Genomic DNA, 25,702 nt, shown 5'->3' with positions numbered 1-25,702 from the left:
AACCGAACGTTCCCGGCGATGTTCCGCGATATATTTCGATACGGTCGACCTGGCTCATCGGGACAAAGGCAAAGCCGGTCAGGCCGCTTCCTCCCGCTGACAGAGGAATACCGTCGATGTATACCTCTATCTGTTCGGATGTCGAACCGCGAATACTGACACTGGTTCTTCCCCCTATGCCGCCGAGAGAACGGGTATCGATGCCGACCTCGCTGTCCAGCACCTCGTCGACCGTTGCCGAGCGTTCGGGGATGTTTTCCCTGTCGATGACATTCACGCTTGCGGAGGTACGAGCATACAGAGGGAGTTCGTCCGGCCTTGCCGCGCGGACCTCAACCGTTTCGAGAACATGAACGTTCGTTTCAAGGCTGACCTCGATCGTTCCGGGGATTGAAACCACGATCTTCTCTACGAAATTATCGATGCTCCGGCAGACAAGGGTATCCGGCCCCGTATTCGCGGCTTTGAGCAGAAATTTCCCGTCATCGCCGGTCATACCGCTCACTCCGTTTTTCACAAGGTATACCGAAACGCCGGGCAAGGGTTTTTTTGTGTTTGCGTCAACTACCCTGCCACTCAACGATTGCCCGGCGGCCCACAAGGGCGCAACGGTCAACGCGGAAAAAAGAAAACAGCACGTGATATTTTTCACTGAAAATCTTCCCATCATCGTCCCCTGCACCGGGAGCACAGGGCAATAGACCCCCAATCCATCACTTGTCTTCTTTTTTCTTGTGGGTTTTTTTCACCGGAGGAACATACGTTCCGTTCTTGGCGTATTCCTCTAAATTCAATTCCGGGGGAAGATACTGTGCCACATCTACCGGCCGACCGTTGACCACAAGCGTTTCCGGCGTTACCCGCAGGACAGTAACTCCAATGACTCTGCCTTCCTCCGGCTTCTTCACCGCGTAATCGGTAATTCTGACAGAAACCGGCAGCCACATGCCATCCGTCGGAACATACCGGTAGTCGTCGATACGGCGGTACAGTTGCCGGTCGAAATACTGTTCGAGCTTGAGCGGTCTGTAACCGAGTCCGGGATCGAGATAGAACTTGTATACCTGATCCTGCCCGAGGTGCGGATACCGTACGACAACGCATTCGCGGCCGTCGACCATCTCGCGTTCACCCAGGACTTCTCCGCCGAGAATGCGGAGATACCCATAGTAAAAAGTACCCGCGGGGCCGATGGAACCGTTTATGTACTGGTCGTAGTCAAGGTACAGGCCGCCGATGTTCTCACGGCAGGGCGGCTCACCAACCGCGGGAGCATCGGGATCGGAAGGCCCCGGGTACGCGAATCGGCCGGAAAGGGCATGTACCCTTCGGCCATCGAAAATGACCGTCCCCGAATCGGAGAGCGTTTTACCTCCGCCGAAGAGATAACAGGTATACATCTTTTTGCGCTTCCCGTTATCCCAGTTCCACGATTGCGCCGCATAATCAAAGCCGCTCACCGGTTTATCCTTCAGTTCAAAAGCGGTCTGGTTGCCCGAGGAATCGTACTCCGAATACATGAAGCTCCTGTAGATGAGCGTATAGGCAAGATTTATGGTCTTTATCCTGCTGTTCACCGAGTCGATTGCCGCGATGACGGCCCGTGTTTCATCGGTACGGTGAAGGAATTCCTCGGCCCAGGAGTATTCACACGCTACGGTTGGGGGAACCTGAATTCCCGGTCCCTCGATAATACCGTAATGTTCCGGTTTTTTATTCTTGCCCAGGAACGGCGAATCGGGAGCGAACCGGTAATCGCCTCCATTCATATCGACAAACCGGGGATCGGCCTCGATTTCCCCGGTGCCGGGCGAGGGAGGATACGGTATATAGTTCCCGTCTTCCGCGAACTCCTTGTAATAGGGGGAATTCCAGATGATATTGTCATGAATGACCGGCATCGAGCCTTCCATGATCCGCTGGCCCCAGTAATTCCCGATCATGATATTGCGGCAGATGACAGGAGTGGAGCGGTTGATGTTGATGGAGACATTGTTGCGATAGAAAACGTTGTGATGAATGAATGGTTTTGAAAGCTGGGTCATCCCGAGAGTTTTGAGGTTGCCGACAAAGATATTGTTGGCGATTTCCGGCGCGGCATGAATGCAGTATACCGCCCGTTCGCCGATATTGTAAAACGTATTGCCGATGATAAGGGGATTGGAGTAACCTTTGTACGAGATGTTGTCGAGGGCATTTTCCGGGGCGATGTAACGGTCGGCGGATGTGGTGTTGTATCCATCGGAACGGGAGCTCTCCACGAGAACACCGAACACCGAATTACTGAAAAAGATGTTACCCCTTATCACGAGCGTCGAATCGCAGTCGACCGCATGGATGGCGGCGCGGAAACGGTCGCTGGAATAATCGAATCCGGTTCCGGTCAAGGTAAAGCCGGAAATGTCGCACTTGTTTGCGGCGATAATCGTGGAGCCCTTGTTTTCGCTGTCGATGATGGTTTTATAGGGATCCTGACCCCAGAGCCGAATTCCTTCCCTGAGCCGTACCGTTTCCTTGTAGGTTCCGGGACGGACAAACACCGTATCGCCTGGCTGAGCTTTGTCCACACCTTCCTGGACGGTTTTTTCATCGCCCTGCCCCGAAGGATCAACCACAATCACTCTGCCGTGAAAATCTTCCGGAACAGCGGTGCCGTCGTTGATACGGCCGTACCCGGAAAGATGCATTGACGGCTCGGTACTATCCTTCCGTTCCATCAGGGCATCTTTCCACCAGGTGGTATAATAATACTCCGCGAACGAATTGATCGGGACATCGAGTCCATAGGGGTCCTTGTAACCAGCGGGTGAAACTTTTGAATAATCGCTGATAAGACCGTGACGATCCCAGCCACGGTAATACCCATATTCCCAGCTCCATGCCATATGGCACTTCGTGCATCTGTCATTTTTTTCCCAGTCCGGGTGTATCTCGCTCAGACGCATGCCGGCCCGCAGTTCGCTCCTCCTCTGGCTTAGCCCTGCAAATCCTATACACCCGGTAAAAATAATGAGCAGAAAAATAGGCGTTCTATAAAGAAAATGCTTGTAAAACATATCACTCCTCTTCATATTGAATGTTTATTTGCCAATCAACTTTACGATACTATATTTTACCTGAAATTAGAATCATCAGAATAATTCTGCATATATTTATAATTTTCAAACCGGATAATTAAAACGTGTTATTATTATAAAATATGTGACACAAATAAAATACCATAAAATAAATTGTGACACAAATTATTTTTTAATGTATATTCTTTAATCAGTACAGACATAAATCGGTAATCCACATATACAGTGTCAGAGAAAACCGGTTCGGGTTTTTATACAAATCCGCACGATACTTTTTCTTAAGTATTATAATTCTTTCACACCCTTACTTCAAGGGAGGAACCGTGGTTCGTGCACAATTTTTTTTCGTCGTCCTTCTCGCAGCAATAATTACGGGATGTTCGGACAAGAACGACAACTCAAATCCCCTGGGGCCGACCGAATCGTCCAGCCTTGCGGTAGTATGCACCAGCGGAACGGACGAATCGAATATTTCCGTGGTGGACTATGTCAATAACAAGGCATACATCGATCTCCTGCCGGTAAACGGAATATCGGAACTCACACAATACAACGGCGATGTTTATATCATCGACACAAATGGCGACAGGATCATCAAATTCGATCCCGCAAACCGCACCGCGGTGAGCGAGATGAGCACCGGCGCAAAGAGCGCTCCGGAAGACATCGCCTTTCTTTCCGCAAAGAAAGCCTATGTGACACTCACCGAAGACCCCCATGTGCTCATTATCGACCCATCCGGAATGACAGTCACCGGTTCGATAGACCTCTCCTCAATGGCTGACAACGATGGTAATCCCGATCAGGGAAACGCGGTGATCAAGAACGGGAAGCTGTACGTTTCTCTGCGGCGCAATAACGGACGGGCGATGACAGACCATTCGAGCGTTGCGGTCATCGACATCGTAAAAGACACAGTCATAGGAGAGATTGTGCTTAAAACCAACGGCGTCGGGGGATCGGCAAAGCATCCGCTCGGCGGCGGAGTGAACGGCGCGAGCATTCTTCAGGGAAACGTTTACGCCGCCTGCATCGGCACCGTAACGAGCGGAACGGACGGCGCTGTCGAGGTTGTCAACGGCGACACGATGTCAACGGAGGTTCTGCTTTCCGAAACGGAGATCGGAGGAAGCATTCTCTACTGGGTTTTCGAAACATCGACAACGGGGTGGGCAATGGTCGGTCTTTCCACCACGAGCGGCGGTGACGGATGGGGATTAAAACGGTTCGACCTTACAGCCCGTACATTCACAGCGGTCAGTTCTTTCCAGAAATCCACCCTGTGCTGGGCGCTGGATTTCTCGAGCGACGGGCTCGTGCTCACGGGAAGTCAGGACGAGAATAACCCGGGCGTATGGGTATTCGACTCGAAAAAAGACTACAAGCCTGTATTCGACAAACCAATCAATGTCGGCCTTCTGGCGAAACGGATTCTCGTAGTAGACTGAACGAATGGAAGGATATTTCCGGCATGTGGGTTTCTCTGAGCCTTTTGCATAAGGATCGTTAGTATAAATTTCTATTCTTTCGGTTTATGTCTTTGTATCTTAGTGGTTAGATAGTTTATGAATAACCCTCATAACCACGTGAGGTCATAACGAAGGATACAGGAGTATTTTTCGGGAATATTCGGGCCGATATCAGGGACAAAAGCCGGAACGAGTTCCGCATGGCGTTATCCGCTGCCACTTTTATTCACCATAACCAAAAACCATAAACCAGACAACAGTCGAATCATGACACTCCATCTCGTTCCCCTCATCATGCTCATCGCCTATACCATCATCACCATCGGTATCGCCAATATTTTTCTGAAGAAGAAATTAGGGTCGGATCATTTTCTTGTTGCGGGCCGGGCGCTTCCCCTCGGGCTTGTCGTAGCGGTGGTGCTCGGCGACTGGGTCGGCGGGAATGCCACTGTCGGGGTGAGCCAGCGCGGTTACACCGAGGGGATACTCGGGTCATCGTACTCGATCGCGCTCGGTATCGCGATGTTCGTGTTCGCTTCCACCATGTCGGCGCGATTCAGACGTCTTCAGGCGATAACCATACCGGAAGTGGTCGGCCGTCTGTTCGATCCGAAAACAAGGCTCATGTCCGCCATCGTGATCGGTGTGGCGTATTTCATCGCGGGAATCACCCAGATAATCGCGGGCGGAGCGCTCCTCGCGCCCCTGCTCGGCGTTGATAAATGGATCGCCGATCTCGGTGCGGCTGTCATTTTCATGGCGATAATCACTGCCGGCGGCCTGAGGTCGATAGCGCTCGTCAACATCATCCAGATCGTCGTTATCTTTGCGGGGCTGCTTGTAAGCCTCGTGTTTTCGCTTTCCCTCGTCGGCGATTCGGTGACGGGGGGATTCGCCCGGCTGTGGAACGATCTGCCGCCGTCCTTCTGGAGCCTCACCGCCCGCAATCCCCTGACTCTCACGGGGGAGGTGCTTGCGACGGTATTGACCTGCTTTGCCGGGCAGGCGGCGATAACCGGAATTTTCGCGGCGAAGGACACGAAAGCGGCGGTACAGGGTGCATGGATCGCCGGCGCCCTGCTGATACCCATCGGGATCGCGTATGCCCTCCTCGGCATGTGCGCGCGGCTCCATTTCGGGGATGCATTGCCCTTCGGTCTTTCGGCCGGACCGGCCATGATGCTTGCACTCAACCCCGTGATGGCGGGAATTGCCCTGTGCGGGCTGTTTGCGGCGATTGTCTCCACCGGGCCGCTCTGTTTTCTCGCTCCGACACAGATTCTCATCCGTGATATATATTCGGTGTATATCAATCCGGAAGCTTCCGACAGGACGAGACTCTTCCTGAGCAGGACACTCGCCCTGGCACTGCTTGTCGGCGGCGGGATTCTTGCGGTAACCTTCACCGAGGTGCTCAAGATCACCTACTGGGGATTCGCATTCCGTGTCGGCATAGCGGTCATCCTGCTCAGCGTCACCTACCTCGGCGCCCGGAATGTTTCGGAGGACGGCGCTTTCTGGGGGCTGATCGCCGGAGTCGCCGCGTTCGCCGGATGGTCGATGGCCGGGAGCCCGTACGGAATCCATGTCGGTATTCCGACCGCGGTAACAGTCTTTGTCGCTCTCATGGTGATTTCACGCTTCAGAAAACGGAAGCATGATTTTACCCCGGAAGTTCATGAGGCGATGTATTCGGAAACAGAGCATATTTAAGATTTCTGCCGCGAACCGAGGTTTTTACCGGAAGGAGGACTCCATGAAAGAAGCACATCTCCGAAAGTGGCACCGCACCGGGGGGATTCTGTTTGCCTTCTTTATCGTCGTGCAGGCGCTTACCGGGCTGATTATCACCCTCAAGGATATTCTCGGAGCCAGCGGGGACGATGTCTTTAATACAATCCATACCCAAATCGAGGGCGCCGGTGAAGTGAACCGTGTGCTTGCCGGTGTCGGAATGCTGTTCATGGCGTGTACGGGTGTCTGGATATGGTTCATGATCCGGCGGAGAACACACACTTCAGGGTAAGCTCAAAAAGCACATGCCGATCCCGATTCTGCCGTGCAGTCCCGATAAGTGTGTGTACGGAACACAAAGAGAGCTTATCCTATCGCTTCGTTCCCGGTTTCGCCGGTCCGTATCCGGATGCATTCGGGAAGATCGAGAATGAATATCTTGCCATCGCCGATCTGCCCCGTTCTCGCGCCTTTGATGATCGCTTCGATGCACGGCTCGACAAAGGTATCGTTCACCGCGATTTCGAGACGTATTTTTTTCAGGAGGTTGACTTCGCTGTCGACTCCGCGATAGGATTCGTGATACCCCCTCTGCTGACCGCAGCCGAGAGCGTTGGTGACGGATATCTTGAATATTTCCCTGCTGTAGAGCTCCCGCTTGACATTATTGAGCTCATGGGGCTGTATATAGGCGATTATCAGTTTCATGGCGGTTTCCTCGATTACCGGTTTCACTGTATACGAATAACCCTCATGACCGTAGATGGTCACAACGAAGGATGAAAAATGTAAGCAGGCTTCATATGGATTCCCGATTAAAGATTCGGGAAAGACTGCTTTACACAGATTCCCGACACCGGGCCGGGGCTTCGGCACCAAGAACCATAGATGCATTTTCAGATAAATATTCCCGGTATTTCCGGGTCGGCCGTTACTGGGTCACGAAAATCTGGAAACCGGGATACGCTTCCATGCCATGTTCGCCGATATCGAGACCGCGCATTTCCTCTTCCGCGGAGACACGGATTCCCACCAGTGATTTCACCGCGAACAGAATCGTGAACGCCGTGACAAGACACGCGGCTCCGATTGCCGCAATACCGATGAGCTGCACGACGACACTCGTACCTTCACCGAATATTCCGGCTGCAAGCGTGCCCCAGATGCCGCTGACGAGGTGAACCGAGGTCGCTCCGACCGGATCGTCCAGCTTCACAACGTTTTCAAAGAACAGGACCGCGAGGACTACCACTATTCCGGCGATGATTCCGATGATGACCGATTCGAGCGGAGTAATACAGTCGGCGCCTGCGGTTATACTGACAAGACCGGCGAGGGAACCGTTCAAAACCATCGAAATATCCGGCTTTTTCTGGATGAACCACGATGTCGCGGCGGCGCCGAGGATACCTGCGGCCGCACCGAGAGAAGTCGTGACAAACACCAGAGAAACCGCAGCCGGGTCGGCCTTCAACACCGATCCGCCGTTGAAACCGTACCATCCGAACCACAGAATGAATGCTCCGATTGCGGCAAGCGGTATATTGTGTCCCGGGATAGGACGCACATGGCCGTTCACATATTTTCCGTTTCTGGGACCGAGCACGATGATACCCGCGAGCGCGGCCCAGCCGCCGACTGAATGGACAAAGGTCGAACCGGCGAAATCATGAAAGCCGAGCCTGCCAAGCCAGCCGCCGCCCCACCCCCACATACCGACGATCGGATATACGAAAGCCACAAAGACCGCCGCGAAGATAAGAAAACTGGAGAGTTTTATCCGCTCCGCGACCGCTCCCGATACAATCGTTGCCGCTGTCGCCGCGAACATCCCCTGAAAGATGAAATAGGTCCAGTACGTATAGTTACCGTACGCCAGCGTCATCCCTCCCTCTGGAGGCCGTATGCCGAAACCGGAGAACCCGAACCATCCCCCCGCAAACGATTCGCCGGGATACATGAGGCTGAATCCGACACATGAATAGGTCAGAAGCCCGATCGCCACAATCGAGACATTCTTGAACAGAATATTGACCGTATTTTTCGCTCTCGTCAGGCCGGATTCCAGTGTCGCAAATCCCAGGTGCATGATAAACACCAGGATGGTCGATATCAGTATCCACAGATTGTCGATCATGAACTTGAGGTCGATGTACGACGGATCAGGCTGAACCGTTTCGGCAGCCGCGGAAGCCGCCATCGCCATGATTCCGACAAAAAATATTTTACCGCATCGCATTAATCCAGATGAATTCATAAAACCGCTCCGTTTTATAATAGTTTTTTACTTTTTTAAATTGAGCAATAATGGTGCCAGCAGATTTCAGCTTGCTGCTAATCATTGTTATTATACCGCTTATACAAAATGACAACTGCGAGTAAACCTGTGGATCGTGGTAAAAAAAGGGGCAGTGATGTTTAAAAAGTGAACATCCGAAGAATTGATTTCTACACTCTCATATGACCGCCGGCAATGGGAGAGGAGGCGGCAATACAGGATATGTTATCCCCCCTGCCTGCGGCATCCCCCCTTTTTATGGGGAGCGGCGAAATCATGTTTGCTGATTTAAACGGATAAACGAAAATATGGATTTATAGTGATTGTCCGAACCGCTGATTGATATGATTAACCGATTACCCTGATAATTGCAGAGCTACCGGTATTTTCTCATGATAATCGATGAACTACCCCGGAGTGAACTCCGTGGAATTCTTTGATTAAAACATACCGAACCATTTTTTATTGCTTTATTTCAGAGTATTGGTGTTGCAATTTATTTTTAAACCACAGATATTACAACGGTGTCCAAAATGCACGAACCATATCTGGCCGCAGCGGACTTACACTTCTACCCTGAAGGAGGGTGCAGATGAACGGTTCAAGACTCGCTGTCGTTTTCGTGTTGATGGTTTCTTTTATTCTTGTGTTCGCCGTAACCGTATCGGCTCAGGAAGCCAAGCCGGTTACCATCGCGGGTATTCTGGAAAAAGCGAAGTGCCCGCTCACCGAGGATCAGGCAAAGAAACTGAAAGAATTCAAGCCGGGAGGCGACCGGAGCGGATTCCGGGCAGTATATGAACTTTTCGATGAAAAACAGACCGCGGCGCTCAAGGAAGTTCTCGGGGCTCAGCCGGGAAGAGACGGCGGACCGGAAAGACCGAGAAATCTGTTTTTTACGGTGATATTCGAGAATTCGGATTGCCCGTTTACCGATGCGCAGATAGCGAAGATCAAAGAGATTCCGCCCGGAAGAGAAGGCTTCGAGAAAATGCGTGAGGTTTTCACCGAGAAACAGAACGAAATCATGGACGACATGTTCAACCGCTGAGAGTTATCGACATCATTTACGAACACAGTTTTTTCGCTGTCACAGTCATGGCCCTGTCTCCCGCAACGATCCGGATCATATGCCTGCATCCGGTGCAGTAATCCCTGCCGGGAGGCAAGGCCATTGATATGTCATCCAAATTCACTATCAACATTCACAATCACGCCGTAAACACTCCGGGCCGGACCCAGTCGGCGAGCCAGCGGTACTGCGGCTTACGGTCGAGGTACGCCCACTTGTGTTCCATGGCGAGAAGATCGATCTCTTCGAGCACCTCTTTTTCCCGGTCGGTCAGTTTTGGCTGAAAAACGCCCTGGAGATTCTCAGTCACCTCTCTTTCGCTGTTCATCGCCGGGAGCGATGTGTGAATAGCCCCGGTTGAGAGCGCGTGACGGATAGCGGCGGCGGGAACGCTCACTCCCCTGTCCTTCTGACCCCCGATGAAGCCCTGCTCTTTTGCAAAACTGACGAGCATTTCGTTGCAGAACGGCTTCATTCCGATGAGGCCGTAATTGTGGTCTTTAGCCAGTTTGAGGAACGAGGCGTATGAGTTCTGCTTGTCGTTCGGGGTCGCCTTGTTGTGGACGAAATTGTAGGGAAACATGAAATAATCGAGATCGTCGCCGTACTGTCTGATCGCCCGGACGAATTCCTCTTCCCAGTGGTGCGCCATGCCGACAGCGCGCACTTTGCCCTTTTCACGGAGCTTCATGAGCCCTTCGAGTTTCGCCGGTTCGGCCATGGCCCGGTAGAGATCGATGGCCTCACGGTTAAACAGGCGCAGCACCCTGTCCACTTCCTCCTCGACCTTTTCGGTTTCAAGGTAGAGTGAAACGAACGTCTCCGGATGCCCCGCGAGGCTCTTTGCCATCGGTTCGTACTGGAAATAGAGGTTATTGTAGATATCGAACAGGTTGATCCCCATCCTGATGCCGAGCTGAATCTGACGGTCACGGCCTTCCGGGTCGGCTATGTTCTCTTTCGAGAGGTGGGAGCCGAAACTGAGCCGTGAAACCCGCATCCCGGTTTTTCCGAGAATGGCGTATGACATCGAACCGCCTGTTTTTCCGCCGCCTCCCGAACAGCCGGTCACTGCAGCTGCCGCACCGGCGGCGCCGAGAGCCGCGGTCGTTACAAAGTCACGTCGTTTCATGATTTCTTGTCTCCGTTGACAGATAATCTCCGAAACAGTCCCGTCATCGCGGTTTTACACATCCATCCGGATAACGGCGACCTCATCATTCCCCTGTTATATCTTATACCACATTGCCTTCGCGCGGGCAACACAGTTTACTATAATTATTCTAAAAGATGCTTAAACCAGTTCAGCATGACAGCGTTCATGTCACCCTGAATTTATTTCAGGGTCTATCGCACACTGTATTACATCAATGATCGTAATGTGGTATTGTATGAATAATAATTGATTGACCGATGCAGGTCAACGTGAATGACACAGTTGGAAATCACTATTTTTTCAAATATTACTATGATACTTTCCTTTGCGCGCCCAAAGGAAAGTATCCAAAGGAAAAGGCGCCCGTGAAAAGCCTGTCTCCTCATTCGCTTCGCGATTTTCGGGAAGCGCAAAACTCACACATCTCCGATGTGCTCAGGCAGTTGCGCTTCTGTTTCCGAAAACCGCTCGTTCATTCGGGGCTTTTCAACGGGAATATGAACTCTCGGGTTACTTTTGATTATACTCAATATTATCAATTCTGGAGAAAACACCTATCGTTATATCAATTTTCCCCCTTATGCCTTTCCACTTATGCCTTATGCCTTATGCCTGCCTTTATTTCATTTGACATATGAAACACGACATAATTTATTGAATACATGAACGGATGAAAACGACGATCAATCGTAACAAAAGGGAGGAACAGTCATGAAAATGGAAGCGCTTGTAATCGTGGTCATGCTGTCGGCAGTATGTCTTGCGGTCTCGTGCGGACGGGGCAAGGATACCGGTCAGCAGAAACCTTTGCCGGTCTTCGATCTCACCGGGAAACCGTACGATCTTGCAACCGGTCTCGTGTCACGGTCTATTTCGTTCGAGAACCCGACCGGAGCGCCCGGAGAAGGCGGAAAACCGGCAAGTCATCTCGGCGTGGGCCGTAAGGGATCGCCCATGCGGGAAGTCAAGCCGGATTCCATGTTCGTTCTCTGCGACATCACGGGACCCGGCACAATCCGTCACATCTGGATAACAACCTCGCGTGACCCGGAAAACCTGCGGAGCATTGTCATCCGCGTGTACTGGGACGGCCAGCAGCATCCGAGCATCGAGTGCCCGGTCGGGGATTTCATGGGGTTCGCCCATGGCAAGGTGATGCCGTACCAGTCCGCCGTCCATTCCTGCGGGCAGAACGCCGGCATGAATATCTGGCTGCCGATGCCGTTCACCACACGGGCGTATATCACCTTCACCAACGAAGGGAAAAAGGACATCCCTCTTTTCTACCAGATCGATTACACCACCGGCGACACTCATCCCGCCGATGTCGGCCGTCTCCACTGCCTCTTCAGACGTGAGAATCCAACGAAGCTCACCGAGGATTTCACCATCCTGCCCAAGCGCACCGGAAAAGGCCGTTTCATCGGTACGGTGCTCGGCATCCGTTATGAGGACAGGAACTGGTGGGGCGAAGGCGAGATCAAGATTTACATGGACGGCGACACCGAATTCCCGACCATCTGCGGGACAGGGAGCGAGGATTATGTCTGCCTGTCGTACGGGGTGCAGCAGACGCCGTTTCTGTACAACGGGTGCAGTTTACTCGATCATGACAAGGGATTTGTCTCGATGTACCGCTGGCACCTGCCCGACCCGATCTTCTGGGAAAAGGAATGCCGCATGACCATCCAGCAGATCGGCTGGAGCGATGCAGTCCGCAAGGAAAAGGGGAGCGGCCTCTACGAACGTCAGGACGACTGGTCGGGGGCGACCTTCTGGTACGAGCCTGTTCCGAGCGCCCCGCTGCCCGATATGCCGGGGGTCGAGGCGCGGGTGAAGGATATCTGGAAGGATTGAAAGAACTCACCCCGCGGTGTACGTTAAGTAAAAATTATGCGTCCGGGCGCTGCCCCTCTCTTTGAAAGGGAGGGGCAAATGTGAGTTATTGTTAAATCATCAGACAGCCAAATCCCATATTTCTCCCGAATTCCCCCCGCCCGGGGATGAATCCCCGGGCTATTGTCGAAAAGTGCCTGCGGCACTCCCCCGGTAAAATTGTATGTTTATTTATCATTAAAACAGCCCCCTATCAGGCATGTCGGCCAACTTTCCCCCGATGGGGGCAACCATCGTGGACTTCCTGCCATACAGGGAAAAAGAATGTCCGACTCGCCGCGCAGTTGCGAAGATGTAAGGTAGATTGATATTGGAAGGGGCTTCATGAAAAAGGCTTTTCAACACGTTTTAACCGAATTATGCAAAAAAAGAGTTAATACCAATAATTCAAATAGATATAACAGATTATTTATACTATATTTATTGACCATAAATAATTTAATTTAAAAGATAGTAAAAACAAATCCGCGAAAATCCGCCTGATCCGCGCGAATCCGCGTTCCATTAAATTTTGTGAATAGATCGGGTTAAATTCTTTCAAAAATATGGCTCATTTCGTATCTTACCTGTCCCCTTTTCAGGGCTTTTCATTTTTTTAAAAAGGAAGCTATTCCGATAATCATGGCATCGACCGGATACATAAATCCGCCGCTGAACCGCTGGCATCGCGAGAGCGGTTACCGCGAGGTGCTCACTGTGGCGATACCGCTCATTATCAGTACGGGGTCGTGGTCGCTCCAGCACTTCGTCGACCGCATGTTCCTCACCTGGTATTCGCCCGAGGCGATAGCGGCGGCAATGCCCGCAGGCATAGTCAATTTCGCCATCATGAGCCTGTTCATCGGCACCGCACAGTATGTGAACACGTTCGTGGCGCAGTATTACGGCGCCGGGAGGTTCACCCGCATCGGGCCGTCCCTCTGGCAGGGCATTTATGTTGCGGTAATCGGAGGAGCCGTTCTCCTTGCGCTCATTCCGTTCGCGGGTGCGTTTTTCAGGTTCGTCGGCCACGAGGAAATCGTCCGGCAGTACGAGACGGAGTACTTCAGCATCCTGTGTCTCGGCGCGGCGCCGGCAATCGCATCGTCCGCCATGTCGGGCTTTTTCTCCGGCAGGAGCGAAACAAGACCCATCATGTGGGTCAATGTGCTGGCAACCATGGTCAACATCGTCCTCGACTACCTCCTCATCTTCGGGAAATTCGGATTCCCGGAGATGGGAATCAGGGGCGCGGCATACGCCACCGTGGCTTCGGCGTGCGTCTCGTTCAGCATCTACATGGTTCTCATAGCACGGCGGCGGTATGCGGAAGCGTTTCATACGATGAGAGGATGGCGGCCCGAACTCGAGCTCTTCCGTCGTCTCATACGGTTCGGACTGCCGAACGGGATACAGTTTTTCCTCGATGTCGCCGGGTTTACCACCTTCCTCCTGCTTATCGGGCGGCTCGGGACCGACTCGCTGGCGGCGACGAACATCGCGTTCAACATAAACGCCATCGCATTCATGCCCATGATCGGCCTCGGCATGGCGATCAATGTGCTCGTCGGGCAGAACCTGGGGAAAGACAGGCCGGACCTCGCCGAACGGAGCGTCTGGTCGGGTTTTCATCTGACATTCGTCTACATGACCTCGATTGCCGCGCTCTATGTGTTCGCGCCCGGGCTGTTTATCCTGCCTTTCGCATCGCAGGCCGACCCCGTGCGTTTTGCCGCCATCAGCGGAATGACCGTTGTCCTGCTCCGGTTTGTGGCGCTTTATTCCCTGTTCGATTCCCTCACCATCATGTTCGCTTCCGCGATCAAGGGAGCCGGAGACACCCGTTTCGTCATGTACATGATCGTTATCCTTTCCCTGTTCCTGATGGTTATTCCGTCCTATATCGCTCTCGAGGTGTTTCATGCATCGCTCTATGTCGGCTGGACTATTGTAACGCTCTATGTGATTATTCTCGGAGTTTCATTTCTGGTGCGGTTCCTGGGAGGCAGGTGGAAATCCATGCGGGTCATCGAGATGATTCCCCCGGCGTTTCCCCTTACACTCCCCGAAGCGCCGACGAGCGAGCTCGAACCGTAAAAAACAGGATACAATACCGCTTTACAGGGTAAAACGACTTGTCTCATATGAAGACCGAATCACATACGAGACTGCATGTATGGGAAAAGAGCAGTCTCTTTTGATCCCTGAACGTATAATTCTATATATGATGACCAGCAGAAGGAATCCGGTATGACTGTTGCAGTGAACAGAGAATCTCAGATGAAAGATGTCAAGGCACAGGGTATTTTCAGACGGCTCGGACGGCTTTTGCCGGTTCTGCTCGTCATTGCCTGGTCGATGCCCGTTCCGGCGCAGGAACAGATCGCTCCGGGTGCGTCATATTATGAGCTGTCACGCGCGGAAGGCCCGTGGGCGATCCAGGTTCTCGATATGCAGAAGGGGGTTCCGACTCTCGATCTCGGTGTCGAACTCGGCGGAGAGCATATACTCGAAATAGAGCCGCTCACCCGTCTTGCCGGGCGCATTATCTCGTCCGGCCACCATATTGTCGCGGGCATCAACGGCGACTTCTATATCCTCCAGTCCGGGCCGTTCCAGGGAGACCCTGTCGGCTTCTGCGTGGTGAACGGCGAGCTTGTGAGCAGCCCGATCAGCCGGTCGGCGCTTGTCATTCTCGAGGACGGGACGCTTTCGATTGACCGTTTCCGCTTATCCTCGCGCGTGAAACGGACGGACGGTTCCTCGTTCAGGCTGTCGGGAGTCAACCAGCGCTGTCCGGGCAACGGGATCGTCCTGCTCACCCCTCGATTCAACACGAGCACCCGGCCGCAGGAAAATGCCGTGGTGCTGCTTGCCGGGCCTCTCTCAGAGCCGATTCGCCCCGAGGGGACATACACGGTCGCCGTACTCGAACAGCATCCCGGCGATACCGAGCTTGCAATCCCGCCCGACCGTATCGTACTCATGGGACGGGGTAAAGGAGCGGCTTTTCTCGGGAGTGTCACAGCCGGTGATTCGCTCGTGTGCACGATCGGTATCGAACCTTCGGCAGGAACCATCAGGCATGCTGTCGGCGGCGGCCCGCGCCTGCTGAGAAACGGCGAAGTATCCATCGAAGCCGAAACAGAGGGAATCAGCCAGACCTTCGTCGATACCCGTCACCCGCGAACCGCTGTCGGATTCAACGGCGACCATATTTTTCTCGTCACCGTGGACGGCCGTCAGAAAGGCTATAGCGAAGGGATGAATCTTCATGAACTCGCGTCGTTCCTCAAAGAGCTCGGCGCAACCGAGGCGATCAACCTGGACGGCGGCGGCTCGACGACCATGTGGGTGGACGGTCAGGTGCGCAACCGGCCTTCGGACGGAATCGTCCGTTCCATCGCCAATGCCCTTATCCTCTATACGGTGACACCGTGAAAAAAGACAGGCATTAAAGACGAGGCAGAAGGCACAAGGCAGAAGGGGAAAAGAAAAAGAAAAAAGCACAAAGGGTAATTATGGCTTGTGAGTTTATCAGGAAACTGCTGAGAATTTGTTCGATTACAGTGAAATTCTGCCTACGGTTTTTTCATCATTCACTTCTGCCTTATGCCTGCTTTACTGCTAATCAGCCTTCATGGCCTTTTACCAGTTCAGGCAGATTTTCGGGAGCGCCGTGATAAACAACCTCGCCCTTGTCGAGTACGGCGATATCGGTGCATGTACTCGATATATCGCTGAGGATATGGGTCGAGAATATGATAATGCTGATTGCGCCGCACCGGTCTGTCAGGAGATTTCTGAACCGTATCCGCTCTTCGGGGGAGAGGCCGACTGTCGGTTCGTCCACTATGAGGATTCTGGGGTTGCCGATGACCGCCTGCGCGATTTCAAGGTGACGTTTCATGACGGTCGAAAGCTCGTTGGCGTTCGTGTCTTTTACACCGGAAAGGCCAAGCGATTCAAGCAGTTCGTCGACAGCTGTTTTCCGCGCCCGTGTGTCACGTAATCCCGAAAGCCTTGCCGTATAATCGAGAAATTCCCCTGCGGTCATGTTTCTGAACGAGCTGAATCTCTGCGGAAGATACCCTGTCATGGAACGGATGGCGGCGCGGTTTTTCTGCAGGTCAAGATCGTCGAACATCACCGTTCCACCGGTCGGTTTCATGAGTGTCGCCAGAATGCGTATGAGCGTGGATTTGCCGGAGGCATTCGGTCCGAGCAGGCCGAACATGCCGTTGTCGATGACCAGATTCACATCGTTGAGGGCGCGCGTGCCGTCTTCGAACACTTTACTCAGGTTTTTGATAGTTATTTTCATGGTATAAATCTCGCTTTATGGAAATGAATTCTCTGACACTCACATCCCCAAAAAACCATGAACCATGATATCCGGGGTTATCAGGATGACCATAACGATCCGGGTAATCCCTTCAATCACGATATATAATAACGGTATATTACATCTTTGACTGTTTTTTCCTGAAATAAGTTTATAGAAAAGATAACAGGGAGGCAAGAATGAAAGATGAGATGAGGCGAGATTTGCGGAAGCGTTCAGTCTGATTGTCCGGTGTGGAGTTAAAATACGGACAACCCCGATAATGATCATAATGTAAAAAAAACCAATAACTCAGCATGTATCATGGCAATCGGTCAATCATGATTATCAGTGGTTCAAACAATTATTGTATCCGGTTATCCAGTAAATTCAGCTAACATGATTGATCCCCCTCGGCTTCGCCGTGTCCTCCTTATAAAAAAAAGGGGGATGAAAGTGCCCCAAAAGCCGCTCCCCCCTTAAAAAGGGGGGATGCCGCAGGCAGGGGGGATCACATACTATCGGAAGAAATTAGCTCTTCTAATTAAAAGTTTTTTTACTTACTAAACTGGATAACAGGATTATTTTAAAAGGGCGCGTTAAAAGACACTTTTTCATAGCCCTCATAAATCTCTACAGAAAAACATTTGCTTAAAATTCATTTAAAAACTATTATTTATTCACCCGTATGGTCGAGTCGGAATACAATAAAAAATCTGATATGGGGAATATCAGGTTTCACCTCTCCAAGGAGACACACCCATATGAAAACGTTTGTCAAAACCCCGGTTGTCTGTGCTTTGTTGGTTGCATTTCAGATTCATACCGCAATTAGCCAGGAGACTAAAAAGGAGATTAAATACGAAGACGCGCCAAAGGTTGTGCTGAACGCGACCGCAGAAATGCAGACTCCGGAATTCTGGATATCACGGCTCAAAGGCAATCCCGATGCTGTTTTATTGAGCCCGGCCCATATAGACGCATTGAACAAGGAAACCGCCATCATACGGGAAAAAGTCGCAAAATTGAACGATATCAACGGCAAACCCGTTTCAATAGACAGGATTATCAAGTACAACGATACTACCGGCGCCCAGTTCAAAATCGAGGATCCGCTTTCTCTCGTGTCTTTTCCCGGTGACAGTCTCAGAGCGCGGCTCAGGACAAATCGCACGTTCTTCGATTCGCGGACATACTATGATGACCGGAGAATGACATTTGACAACGACAAGAAAAACCAGCTTTATGACATGACAGACGCCGGTTCCATTCCCGATGTCATCAAGCCCCGCTACGGCATTATAACCGTTCATGCGACAGTCCGCGTGCTTCCGACCGATGAGGTCGCGTACGGTAAACCCGATGAATGGTACATAAAGGGGCTTCAGGCGGCATCCGCCGATGTAGCCATGCCGGTGGCGATTCTCCACGAATCGAAGAACAAGGACTGGTATTTTGTAAGAAGCGAAACCGCGTTCGGTTGGGTCAGAGCGGTCAATATAGCGCTCGGTTCACCGGAAGTGATACGTAAATATATCGATGCAAAAGACTTCATCGTTGCTCTCACATACACGGTTCCGGTTTACAGCAACAAGAATTTCAGCTCATTCATAACCGACCTTTACATGGGATCGCGATTCAAGCTCGTGGAAAAAACCGATAAGGGATATCACGTGCTCGTGCCGTTCAGGAAGCCGGATGGCTCTCTGGAAACCGTCGATGGCTGGGTGAAGCCCGACGCGAAAGTCAGCGTTGGATATCAACCGTTTACCCAGCGGAATGTCATCAACACGCTGTTCAGTCTTCTCTATCGCCCCTACGCATGGAATGACGGCCGGAACGAATGGAACTGCTGCGGCTATATCCGCGTGGTGCTCAGGACATTCGGCATCTTCACCGGGAGCTGGCCGGCGTTCGAGCTGCACTGGAACGACCATGTTACCACATTCCCGTCGGATACCCCGCGTGAAACAAAATATCAGTATCTCGAAAAATGCGACCCCGGGGTGACCCTGGTCGGGAGCGACGGACACATACTCATGTACCTGGGAAAAGTGAATGACAAGCATTACGTCATTCATATGGGGGGATACGACTACACGACAGATGACGGGACGGTGATGATGTACAGGCGTGTCAACGTAAACGACACGGAACTCAAAGGCGGTTATAATATCGACGACTGGACAAAAATTTCACCGCTGTATCCATAACCCGAACAGAACTTCCCGCAGCGTGATTGCACGATATATGGGATGATCATTTCATCCACGCCTTTTCACGGCTCCCTCTCTCTGAAAGAAAGGGAGCCTGAGGGGTGAGTTCAGGCAAGGATGGGTAGGGCAATAGTTGAATCACGCAGGTGAACCGAAGACTATTTACCGCATACCTTCAGTATGTCTGAAGTTGGTAATCCCTATTATTAATCCCCGGATCAGTCATTTCCGAAACGCGGGTTGACAACGTTACTGAATATCGATCCGAAGGTATATCGAATCCCTATTTCTGCAAAATAGTCATACTGAGTGGCAAGCTGCTTCTGATGCAGCAGGATCTCCTCTTCGGTCGCGCCTTCCCTGGGCAATGACAACTGGTCATGAATCCTCGAAATGTTTCCGTGTATATTCAGGGAGAATCCCTCGAGAAGACGAAGGTTTATGTTGCAGTGTATTCTCGAGTTGTTTTTGCTGAAATCGTGAAAATAATGCGACCCTTCCAGTGTTGCGCTCACCGAACCCCATTTTTCCTTGAGCTCAAACGTGCCGGAAAGATTTTCTTTGAATAAATTTTCGTGGATTTTACCATAAATGGTTTCCTCTTCGTACCGAATGTTCGTATAACCCGCCCTGTACAGAATACGGAATTCCCGCCGCGTTGATTCCGAATACGGAAAGACATTGTATTCAACCGCGGGAGCTAATTCGTATGAGAATCTCGTATTTGAAAAGATCGAAGAAAGCGCCGAGCCGTAGAATCCTGACGACCAGTGTTCCCCGCGGCTTTTAACTACCAGTCCCTCGAACTCCTGAGACCGCGTGTAACTGGAAATAGTACGATCATCAGTTTTATATTTTTCTTTATTGTAATCAAGATCAACATTCAGACTGATTTTCCAGTCGGGAGTTACACGGTCGGCAGAAAAAGAACTGTCGAGCGAAAGCTCCTTGCTTGACTCCTCTTCATTCAGCGTGCCGCCGGTATCAATATTGAACACCCAGTAATTCCACTTGTCCACAACGGCTGACGGATCGGTTCGCTGGTTGTAATTGATCGAAATATCGTTGGCGAGCGGGGTTTTCGACACATAACGGATTAAACCCATTTTCATGGTTCGAACAATATTCCGCCGAATTATTTCTTCAGTATCCATCTTTTGAGATACACATTTCAGGGTGTCATCCATGCCGGTATAATTCAGTTGTCCGATAAACGTCAGCGTGTATTCTTTACCACCGCTGCCGGTCTCCTGTTCTGTGAGCAATATATGAACCTGCGCTTCTTTTCTGTCCCGCACATAATTGATGAAAGGAATTTCTTTTTTGATATACTCCTGATAGTCGCTTATATCGAGGAATACTTTTGTCGCTTCACTCTGAAGGTCTGTCAGGTTATTCTCAGATTTCTGAGCATATGAAACGGGATTATATATAAGACAACAAAAAATAAAAGTGATAAAAAGAAAAAGGGTATTGGGGAATACAGCCGTTCTTTTTCGAATAAAAATTTTACTGACCAAAGAAGTTTTTTTTAAGCGAAGCTCTGAGCTCATTCAATCTCCTTTCCACCATTATCGGCACTGTACTTCGTATATGGTATGAATCGGCCGGATCAGCAGTCATTCTCCATCGGCCGTGTAAACCATGTGGTTTTAACTGCGGGCCTGCGCGTTTTACTCCATATGCGGTCACACTGTTCCAAGTTACGACTGTAGAACGTAAAAAATCAAGTTGAACATGTGTTTCCGATAATGTCTTTATGATTTAAGATATTGAATAATAAGATGTTATGCTTGAATTCACCGGAAAAAACGGTGAAGAACAGTAAAAAGAGGACTCTCCTCTCCCACGGCCACGGGTCATGGGAGAGGAGATGGGGGGAGAGTAAAACAGGCACTTGTTTTACTTCATTGGTAAAGCAGTTAATAAATTCCTGTTCAAGGCTGCTGACAATCGGATTTTTTGAAATCCTCGACATGGTGACGGACAATATCGCCGTTAATGAGATAGATAATATTTTCGGCTATATTGGTGGTCTGGTCGGCGATACGTTCCAGATGCCGTGACACTCCCAGATAATGTATCAACTCGTCGAGATCGTCGGGATTTTTCCGGATCGCATCCTGGACAATCACATACATCTCACGATGATATGCATCGACTATGTCATCATCGGCGCAAATCTCATAAGCATCCTGGGCGTTGAGCGTGATAAGGGCATTGATGCTCTTCCTGAGCATATCCTGAACCTGGTCGGACATGAGGGTGAAATCGAAGGGCATCTGTATCCGCTTTGCAGTTACCAGAAACGCCGCCCGCTCGGCAATATTGACCGCGAGATCGCTGATTCGCTCCAGATCGGTGTTGATTTTCAGCACCGCTATGATAAAGCGCAGATCATTCGCCACCGGCTGATAGAGCGCAAGGATTTTCAGGCATTCCTCCTCGATATCCACCTCACGGCGGTCGACATTCAGATCGGCGGCGATAACCTTTTCGGCGAGCGTAGAGTTCAGTTTTTCAAGAGCTTCAACCGACATCCTGACATTTTCCTCGACTTCGGCAACAAGCGAAAGAAGGTGTTTTTTCAGGGATTCTACTTCTTTATGGAGACGGTTGGTCATGGTGTTCCTCCGGAATCATCCGAAACGGCCGGTAATATAATCCTCGGTCTGTTTTTCTGCTGGATTGGTAAAAATCTGAGTGGTCGGTCCGAATTCCACGATATATCCTTTATAAAAGAAAGCGGTATAATCGGAAACACGGGCCGCCTGCTGCATATTATGAGTGACGATTACAATAGTATACTTTTTTTTGAGCGTTTCGATGAGCTCCTCGATTTTTGCCGTGGCAAGCGGGTCTATGGCCGATGTCGGCTCGTCCATGAGCAGGACTTCGGGTTCCACCGCGATTGCACGGGCGATACAGAGACGCTGCTGCTGACCTCCGGAAAGCGCCGTTCCGGGACTGTGAAGGGTATCTTTCACCTCTTTCCACAAAGCCGCGGCTTCGAGGGCCTTTTTAACCCGTTCGGCGAGCTCGCTCTTCGACACCCGGTAATGCATCCTGATACCGTACCCGATATTATCGAATATACTCATCGGGAACGGCGTCGGTTTCTGGAAAATCATGCCGACTTTCCGCCGCAGCTCGATACAATCGACAGACGGGTCCAGAATGTTTTTACCGTCGAGCATCACCGTGCCCGTTGCCTTCTGTTCCCTGTACAGTTCATAGATACGGTTGTAGACACGGATGTGCGTCGATTTTCCGCATCCTGAAGGGCCGATGATTGCGGTCACCTTGTTCTGGGCAATCTCTATCGTGTTGTCAAAAAGCGCCTGGTTCTTGCTGTAGTAAAAAGACAGGTTCTTGACCGATATTTTGGATTTGAATACAGCATCGCCGGAGTGCCTGACAGTCATGGAGGGAATTTTACTGCTTTTGATATCCGTGATACCGGCAATTCCGTCCGGGGAGTTGTTCACGTTTTTACCTCCTTCGTAATAAAACGGGCCAGCACGGTAGTGGCCAGCACTGCCGCCATGATTATGAACGATGCGCCCCATGCTGTCTGCTGCCAGTCCGGGTATGGAGACATGGCATAGTTGAATATGGTTACCGTAAGATTAGCAACGGGCTGGTTGAACGATCCGGGCCAGAAAGGGCTGTTGAGCGCGGTGAAAAGCAGCGGCGCGGTCTCTCCGCTTATCCGGGCTATCGCCAGGAGAATACCGGTTATCATTCCCGATTTTGCCGCCCGGAAAACAATCCTGATGGTTACGCTCGTTCGTGATGCGCCTACCGCGAGAGCCGATTCCCGCAGGGCATTCGGCACCAGATTCATCATATCCTCGGTTGTCCGCGCCACCACGGGGATTATGATTACCGCGAGAGCAACAGCGCCCGCATATCCGGAAAAATGACCGATCGGGATCACGAGGATGGTATAGACGAACAGACCGACAATAATCGAGGGCACTCCCATGATCACATTGAGCGTAAAACGGATCGCTTTGCCAAAAATACCATTTTTCCCAAATTCCGACAGGTATACCCCGCTCATGATACCGACAGGCACACCTATGACTCCGGCCAGAGCTGTAATGATTAGCGTCCCCAGAATCGCGTTGGCTATACCACCGCCCTCCATGCCGGGAGGAGCGGGCAGCGCGGTGAAGAATTCCCAGTTCAGCGCCGCAAAACCTCGTTTGACAACCTCCCATATGATCCATGCAAGGAACACGAGCCCGATCGACGCCGAGAGACCTGAAAATCCCTTGACCAGTATATCCACGCTTTTACGATAGACGGTCGAACGCAGGATCATAAACCGCCCCCCATGCTCTTATGGAGCTTTTTCAGCCAGAGCTGCGCTAAAAGCTGGATAACGAACGTAATGGCAAACAGCATGAGCCCCAGCTCGACCAGCGCATGCATGTACAGCGGTTCGGAGGCTTCGGTAAATTCGTTGGCAAGCGTCGACGCGATGCTGTTTCCCGGCGAGAAAAGAGAGGATGATATCGAATGATCGTTCCCGATCACGAAGGTTATCGCCATTGTCTCGCCGAGGGCGCGCCCCAGGCCGAGGAAAGATGCTCCCACAAGCCCGCGGATTCCATACCGGACGATGACATTATAGGTGACTTCCCACGTTGTCGCTCCCATTCCGAAACCCGCTTCCTTGACCACGGGGGGCACCATCTGAAACACATCCCGCATGACCGCGCTGATAAACGGCAGTATCATGAACGCGAGAATGATACCCGCTGTCAGCATGCCGATTCCCATGGGCGGCCCCTTGAACAACGGCAGAAAACCGAGCGTATCGCCGAGCATCGGCTGAACGTGATCGGACATGAACCGTGAAAAAACAAAAAGCCCCCACATGCCGTATATGATGCTGGGGATCGCGGCAAGCAGTTCGATGCCATACCCGACAACCCGACTGAGAGCAGGATGTGCGAGCTCGACAAGGAACAGCGCGATCACCAGGCTCATGGGAACCGCTATCAGCATGGCTATCACGGTGGATACGACAGTCCCGTATATACTGCTCAATGCTCCGAATTGCTGGGTAACGGGATTCCATTCCTGGGAAAACAGAAACGAAAGCCCGAAGGTTTTCAGCGAGAGCCGTGAATTGGTAACCAGCTCGACGGATATACCGATAATGATCAAAAACGCTACGGCGGCGCACAGGGCGCTTATAAACCGGAAAACCATATCGGTGTAATAATGATATTTCGAATTTCGATCCCTGATCATAAGCCTTTATGGTGGTTACGGGTTTTCCTTATAAGAGGGCGGTGAAAAAGAAACTTTTAAACCGCCCTCTCAAGAAATGCCCGTAATCCTTGATATAGGTGAAGTCAGCAGCCTATTTCCAGACGGGATTTACGCCCGCTTTCACCTCGTTTTTCCATACTTTTTCCACAAGATCGATGACATTGGAAGGCATGGGAACATAGTGGAGGCTCTCTGCGATCTCGGCGCCGTGTCTAAAGCCCCAGTCGAAGAATGTCAGCATTTCGCGGGCTTTGGCGATATCCAACTGACTTTTGTGTATCAGAATAAACGATGCGCCCGTAATCGGCCAGCTTGCTTTGCCGGGCTGATCGGTCAGTACCATATAAAATCCCGGAGCGTTGACCCAGTCCGCGTGTGCCGCCGCCGACTGGAACGATTCGATTGTCGGGGCAACAAACACCTTCTCCCTGTTCTGGAGAAGCACCGTCGTCATCTTATTCTGAAGGGCATAGGCATATTCGACATACCCGATCGCCCCGTTGATCCGCTGTACATTGGTCGCGACACCTTCGTTGCCCTTGCCTCCTATGCCGATGGGCCACTGAACCGCTTTCCCCGTTCCGACTTTTTCATGCCACGCGCCGGATATTTTGTCAAGGTAATTGGTAAAAATCCATGTGGTCCCGGAACCGTCCGCACGGTGGACAACCGTAATGGCGCGATCCGGCAGCGACAGGCCGGAATTGAGCGTTTTTATCTTCGCATCATTCCATTTTACAATTTCTCCGAGAAAAATCCCGGCGAGTATTTCGGGAGACAGTTTCAGCGTGTCGCCCTTGATCCCCGTGATGTTGACCACAGGTGTAACACCACCCATGACCAGCGGAAACTGGATCAATCCTTCACGGTCGAGCTCTTCTTTTTCGAGCGGCGCGTCCGAAGCGCCGAAATCTACCGTTTTTGCCTCGATCTGGGCTATACCTCCGCCCGAACCGATGGACTGATAGTTGATCTTTGTTCCCGTCAGCTTGTTGTACTTGTATGCCCACTGCGAGTACACGGGATACGGGAACGAGGCTCCGGCGCCGTTGAGTGTCAGCGGTTCCGCCTGGACGAGCGAAACCATGATGACCGAACCGAACAACAATAAACAAACCGGTTTAACCATTTTCATATCTTCCTCCTTGAGATTCAATAAAGTACCATTTAAATGTTAGAATTATATGAGGAATATGTGTGATTTTTCTTAAG

General features: G+C 51.4%; 20 protein-coding genes. 8 read left to right on the top strand and 12 right to left on the bottom strand.

All coding sequences use genetic code 11. The features are described from left to right. Together LLG96_20445 and LLG96_20440 are read right to left on the bottom strand one after the other, a co-directional pair. The coding region (locus LLG96_20445; GenBank protein ID MCE5252580.1) for a TonB-dependent receptor at nucleotides 1-652 on the bottom strand (652 nt) is incomplete at its 3' end. Between the two features lie 61 nt (nucleotides 653-713). After that, complete coding sequence (locus LLG96_20440; protein ID MCE5252579.1) at nucleotides 714-3,056, bottom strand: hypothetical protein; 2,343 nt, start codon at nucleotides 3,054-3,056, stop codon at nucleotides 714-716. 344 nt (nucleotides 3,057-3,400) lie between these two features. Here LLG96_20440 and LLG96_20435 point away from each other — a divergent pair, with 344 nt between their 5' ends. From LLG96_20435 to LLG96_20425, 3 genes are all read left to right on the top strand, one after another. Next, nucleotides 3,401-4,525 carry a hypothetical protein gene (locus LLG96_20435; GenBank protein ID MCE5252578.1) on the top strand — a complete coding sequence of 375 codons (1,125 nt, stop codon included), beginning with the start codon at nucleotides 3,401-3,403 and terminating at the stop codon, nucleotides 4,523-4,525. 288 nt (nucleotides 4,526-4,813) lie between these two features. After that, entirely contained in the window at nucleotides 4,814-6,259 is a 1,446-nt protein-coding gene (locus LLG96_20430) for a sodium:solute symporter family protein (protein ID MCE5252577.1), read from the top strand. Nucleotides 6,260-6,302: 43 nt separating this feature from the next. Then, a complete protein-coding gene (locus tag LLG96_20425; protein MCE5252576.1) occupies nucleotides 6,303-6,572 on the top strand; it encodes a hypothetical protein in 270 nt (89 codons plus the stop codon). A 74-nt stretch (nucleotides 6,573-6,646) separates the two neighbouring features. On the opposite strand, the gene LLG96_20420 is transcribed toward LLG96_20425, so the two are convergent. Together LLG96_20420 and LLG96_20415 are read right to left on the bottom strand one after the other, a co-directional pair. Further along, on the bottom strand, nucleotides 6,647-6,988 hold the full coding sequence (locus LLG96_20420; protein MCE5252575.1) for a P-II family nitrogen regulator: 342 nt from the start codon (nucleotides 6,986-6,988) through the stop codon (nucleotides 6,647-6,649). 223 nt (nucleotides 6,989-7,211) lie between these two features. Further along, nucleotides 7,212-8,417, bottom strand: coding sequence for an ammonium transporter (locus tag LLG96_20415; protein ID MCE5252574.1), 1,206 nt, complete (start codon nucleotides 8,415-8,417; stop codon nucleotides 7,212-7,214). Between the two features lie 733 nt (nucleotides 8,418-9,150). On the opposite strand from LLG96_20415, the gene LLG96_20410 reads away from it, so the two are divergent. Next, the gene (locus LLG96_20410) at nucleotides 9,151-9,609 is read left to right on the top strand and encodes a hypothetical protein (GenBank protein ID MCE5252573.1); all 459 of its coding nucleotides are present in this window, start codon (nucleotides 9,151-9,153) and stop codon (nucleotides 9,607-9,609) included. Nucleotides 9,610-9,769: 160 nt separating this feature from the next. Here LLG96_20410 and LLG96_20405 read toward each other — a convergent pair whose 3' ends face one another. Continuing rightward, on the bottom strand, nucleotides 9,770-10,762 hold the full coding sequence (locus LLG96_20405) for an aldo/keto reductase (GenBank protein ID MCE5252572.1): 993 nt from the start codon (nucleotides 10,760-10,762) through the stop codon (nucleotides 9,770-9,772). Nucleotides 10,763-11,497: 735 nt separating this feature from the next. On the opposite strand from LLG96_20405, the gene LLG96_20400 reads away from it, so the two are divergent. The 3 genes from LLG96_20400 to LLG96_20390 all read left to right on the top strand — a co-directional run bounded on the left by LLG96_20400 (nucleotide 11,498) and on the right by LLG96_20390 (nucleotide 16,102). Next, nucleotides 11,498-12,643, top strand: coding sequence for a DUF2961 domain-containing protein (locus LLG96_20400; GenBank protein ID MCE5252571.1), 1,146 nt, complete (start codon nucleotides 11,498-11,500; stop codon nucleotides 12,641-12,643). Nucleotides 12,644-13,303: 660 nt separating this feature from the next. Further along, entirely contained in the window at nucleotides 13,304-14,758 is a 1,455-nt protein-coding gene (locus LLG96_20395) for an MATE family efflux transporter (protein MCE5252570.1), read from the top strand. A 153-nt stretch (nucleotides 14,759-14,911) separates the two neighbouring features. Beyond that, the gene (locus LLG96_20390; protein ID MCE5252569.1) at nucleotides 14,912-16,102 is read left to right on the top strand and encodes a phosphodiester glycosidase family protein; all 1,191 of its coding nucleotides are present in this window, start codon (nucleotides 14,912-14,914) and stop codon (nucleotides 16,100-16,102) included. Between the two features lie 190 nt (nucleotides 16,103-16,292). On the opposite strand, the gene LLG96_20385 is transcribed toward LLG96_20390, so the two are convergent. Next, on the bottom strand, nucleotides 16,293-16,985 hold the full coding sequence (locus LLG96_20385; GenBank protein MCE5252568.1) for an ATP-binding cassette domain-containing protein: 693 nt from the start codon (nucleotides 16,983-16,985) through the stop codon (nucleotides 16,293-16,295). 764 nt (nucleotides 16,986-17,749) lie between these two features. Here LLG96_20385 and LLG96_20380 point away from each other — a divergent pair. Further along, nucleotides 17,750-19,198 carry an SH3 domain-containing protein gene (locus LLG96_20380; protein ID MCE5252567.1) on the top strand — a complete coding sequence of 483 codons (1,449 nt, stop codon included), beginning with the start codon at nucleotides 17,750-17,752 and terminating at the stop codon, nucleotides 19,196-19,198. A 221-nt stretch (nucleotides 19,199-19,419) separates the two neighbouring features. On the opposite strand, the gene LLG96_20375 is transcribed toward LLG96_20380, so the two are convergent. The 6 genes from LLG96_20375 to pstS all read right to left on the bottom strand — a co-directional run bounded on the left by LLG96_20375 (nucleotide 19,420) and on the right by pstS (nucleotide 25,625). Further along, nucleotides 19,420-20,466: a hypothetical protein gene (locus LLG96_20375; protein ID MCE5252566.1), complete on the bottom strand. Its 1,047-nt coding sequence runs from the start codon at nucleotides 20,464-20,466 to the stop codon at nucleotides 19,420-19,422. A gap of 672 nt (nucleotides 20,467-21,138) precedes the next feature. Continuing rightward, nucleotides 21,139-21,825, bottom strand: a complete 687-nt coding sequence (gene phoU, locus LLG96_20370; protein MCE5252565.1) for a phosphate signaling complex protein PhoU — start codon at nucleotides 21,823-21,825, stop codon at nucleotides 21,139-21,141. A gap of 15 nt (nucleotides 21,826-21,840) precedes the next feature. Then, nucleotides 21,841-22,626, bottom strand: coding sequence for a phosphate ABC transporter ATP-binding protein PstB (gene pstB / locus LLG96_20365; protein ID MCE5252564.1), 786 nt, complete (start codon nucleotides 22,624-22,626; stop codon nucleotides 21,841-21,843). 59 nt (nucleotides 22,627-22,685) lie between these two features. Beyond that, entirely contained in the window at nucleotides 22,686-23,531 is an 846-nt protein-coding gene (gene pstA / locus LLG96_20360) for a phosphate ABC transporter permease PstA (GenBank protein MCE5252563.1), read from the bottom strand. Then, complete coding sequence (pstC, locus tag LLG96_20355) at nucleotides 23,528-24,469, bottom strand: phosphate ABC transporter permease subunit PstC (GenBank protein ID MCE5252562.1); 942 nt, start codon at nucleotides 24,467-24,469, stop codon at nucleotides 23,528-23,530. Before pstC ends, pstA begins: the two co-directional genes overlap by 4 nt. A gap of 112 nt (nucleotides 24,470-24,581) precedes the next feature. Beyond that, the gene (gene pstS, locus LLG96_20350) at nucleotides 24,582-25,625 is read right to left on the bottom strand and encodes a phosphate ABC transporter substrate-binding protein PstS (GenBank protein MCE5252561.1); all 1,044 of its coding nucleotides are present in this window, start codon (nucleotides 25,623-25,625) and stop codon (nucleotides 24,582-24,584) included. Nucleotides 25,626-25,702: the final 77 nt, after the last annotated feature.

This window comes from bacterium, from assembly GCA_021372535.1.
In the GTDB taxonomy this organism is placed as follows: Bacteria; Latescibacterota; Latescibacteria; order Latescibacterales; family Latescibacteraceae; genus JAFGMP01.
This window is presented reverse-complemented; position numbering and strand designations above follow the sequence as displayed.

Excerpts from the sequence above, each read along its gene's own strand:
- LLG96_20440 (MCE5252579.1), bottom strand. The coding sequence starts at position 3,056 with ATGTTTTACAAGCATTTTCTTTATAGAACGCCTATTTTTCTGCTCATT.
- LLG96_20430 (MCE5252577.1), top strand. The coding sequence starts at position 4,814 with ATGACACTCCATCTCGTTCCCCTCATCATGCTCATCGCCTATACCATC.
- LLG96_20425 (MCE5252576.1), top strand. The coding sequence starts at position 6,303 with ATGAAAGAAGCACATCTCCGAAAGTGGCACCGCACCGGGGGGATTCTG.
- LLG96_20420 (MCE5252575.1), bottom strand. The coding sequence starts at position 6,988 with ATGAAACTGATAATCGCCTATATACAGCCCCATGAGCTCAATAATGTC.
- LLG96_20415 (MCE5252574.1), bottom strand. The coding sequence starts at position 8,417 with ATGATCGACAATCTGTGGATACTGATATCGACCATCCTGGTGTTTATC.
- LLG96_20410 (MCE5252573.1), top strand. The coding sequence starts at position 9,151 with ATGAACGGTTCAAGACTCGCTGTCGTTTTCGTGTTGATGGTTTCTTTT.
- LLG96_20405 (MCE5252572.1), bottom strand. The coding sequence starts at position 10,762 with ATGAAACGACGTGACTTTGTAACGACCGCGGCTCTCGGCGCCGCCGGT.
- LLG96_20400 (MCE5252571.1), top strand. The coding sequence starts at position 11,498 with ATGAAAATGGAAGCGCTTGTAATCGTGGTCATGCTGTCGGCAGTATGT.
- LLG96_20395 (MCE5252570.1), top strand. The coding sequence starts at position 13,304 with ATGGCATCGACCGGATACATAAATCCGCCGCTGAACCGCTGGCATCGC.
- LLG96_20390 (MCE5252569.1), top strand. The coding sequence starts at position 14,912 with ATGACTGTTGCAGTGAACAGAGAATCTCAGATGAAAGATGTCAAGGCA.
- LLG96_20385 (MCE5252568.1), bottom strand. The coding sequence starts at position 16,985 with ATGAAAATAACTATCAAAAACCTGAGTAAAGTGTTCGAAGACGGCACG.
- LLG96_20380 (MCE5252567.1), top strand. The coding sequence starts at position 17,750 with ATGAAAACGTTTGTCAAAACCCCGGTTGTCTGTGCTTTGTTGGTTGCA.
- phoU (MCE5252565.1), bottom strand. The coding sequence starts at position 21,825 with ATGACCAACCGTCTCCATAAAGAAGTAGAATCCCTGAAAAAACACCTT.
- pstB (MCE5252564.1), bottom strand. The coding sequence starts at position 22,626 with ATGACTGTCAGGCACTCCGGCGATGCTGTATTCAAATCCAAAATATCG.
- pstA (MCE5252563.1), bottom strand. The coding sequence starts at position 23,531 with ATGATCCTGCGTTCGACCGTCTATCGTAAAAGCGTGGATATACTGGTC.
- pstC (MCE5252562.1), bottom strand. The coding sequence starts at position 24,469 with ATGATCAGGGATCGAAATTCGAAATATCATTATTACACCGATATGGTT.
- pstS (MCE5252561.1), bottom strand. The coding sequence starts at position 25,625 with ATGAAAATGGTTAAACCGGTTTGTTTATTGTTGTTCGGTTCGGTCATC.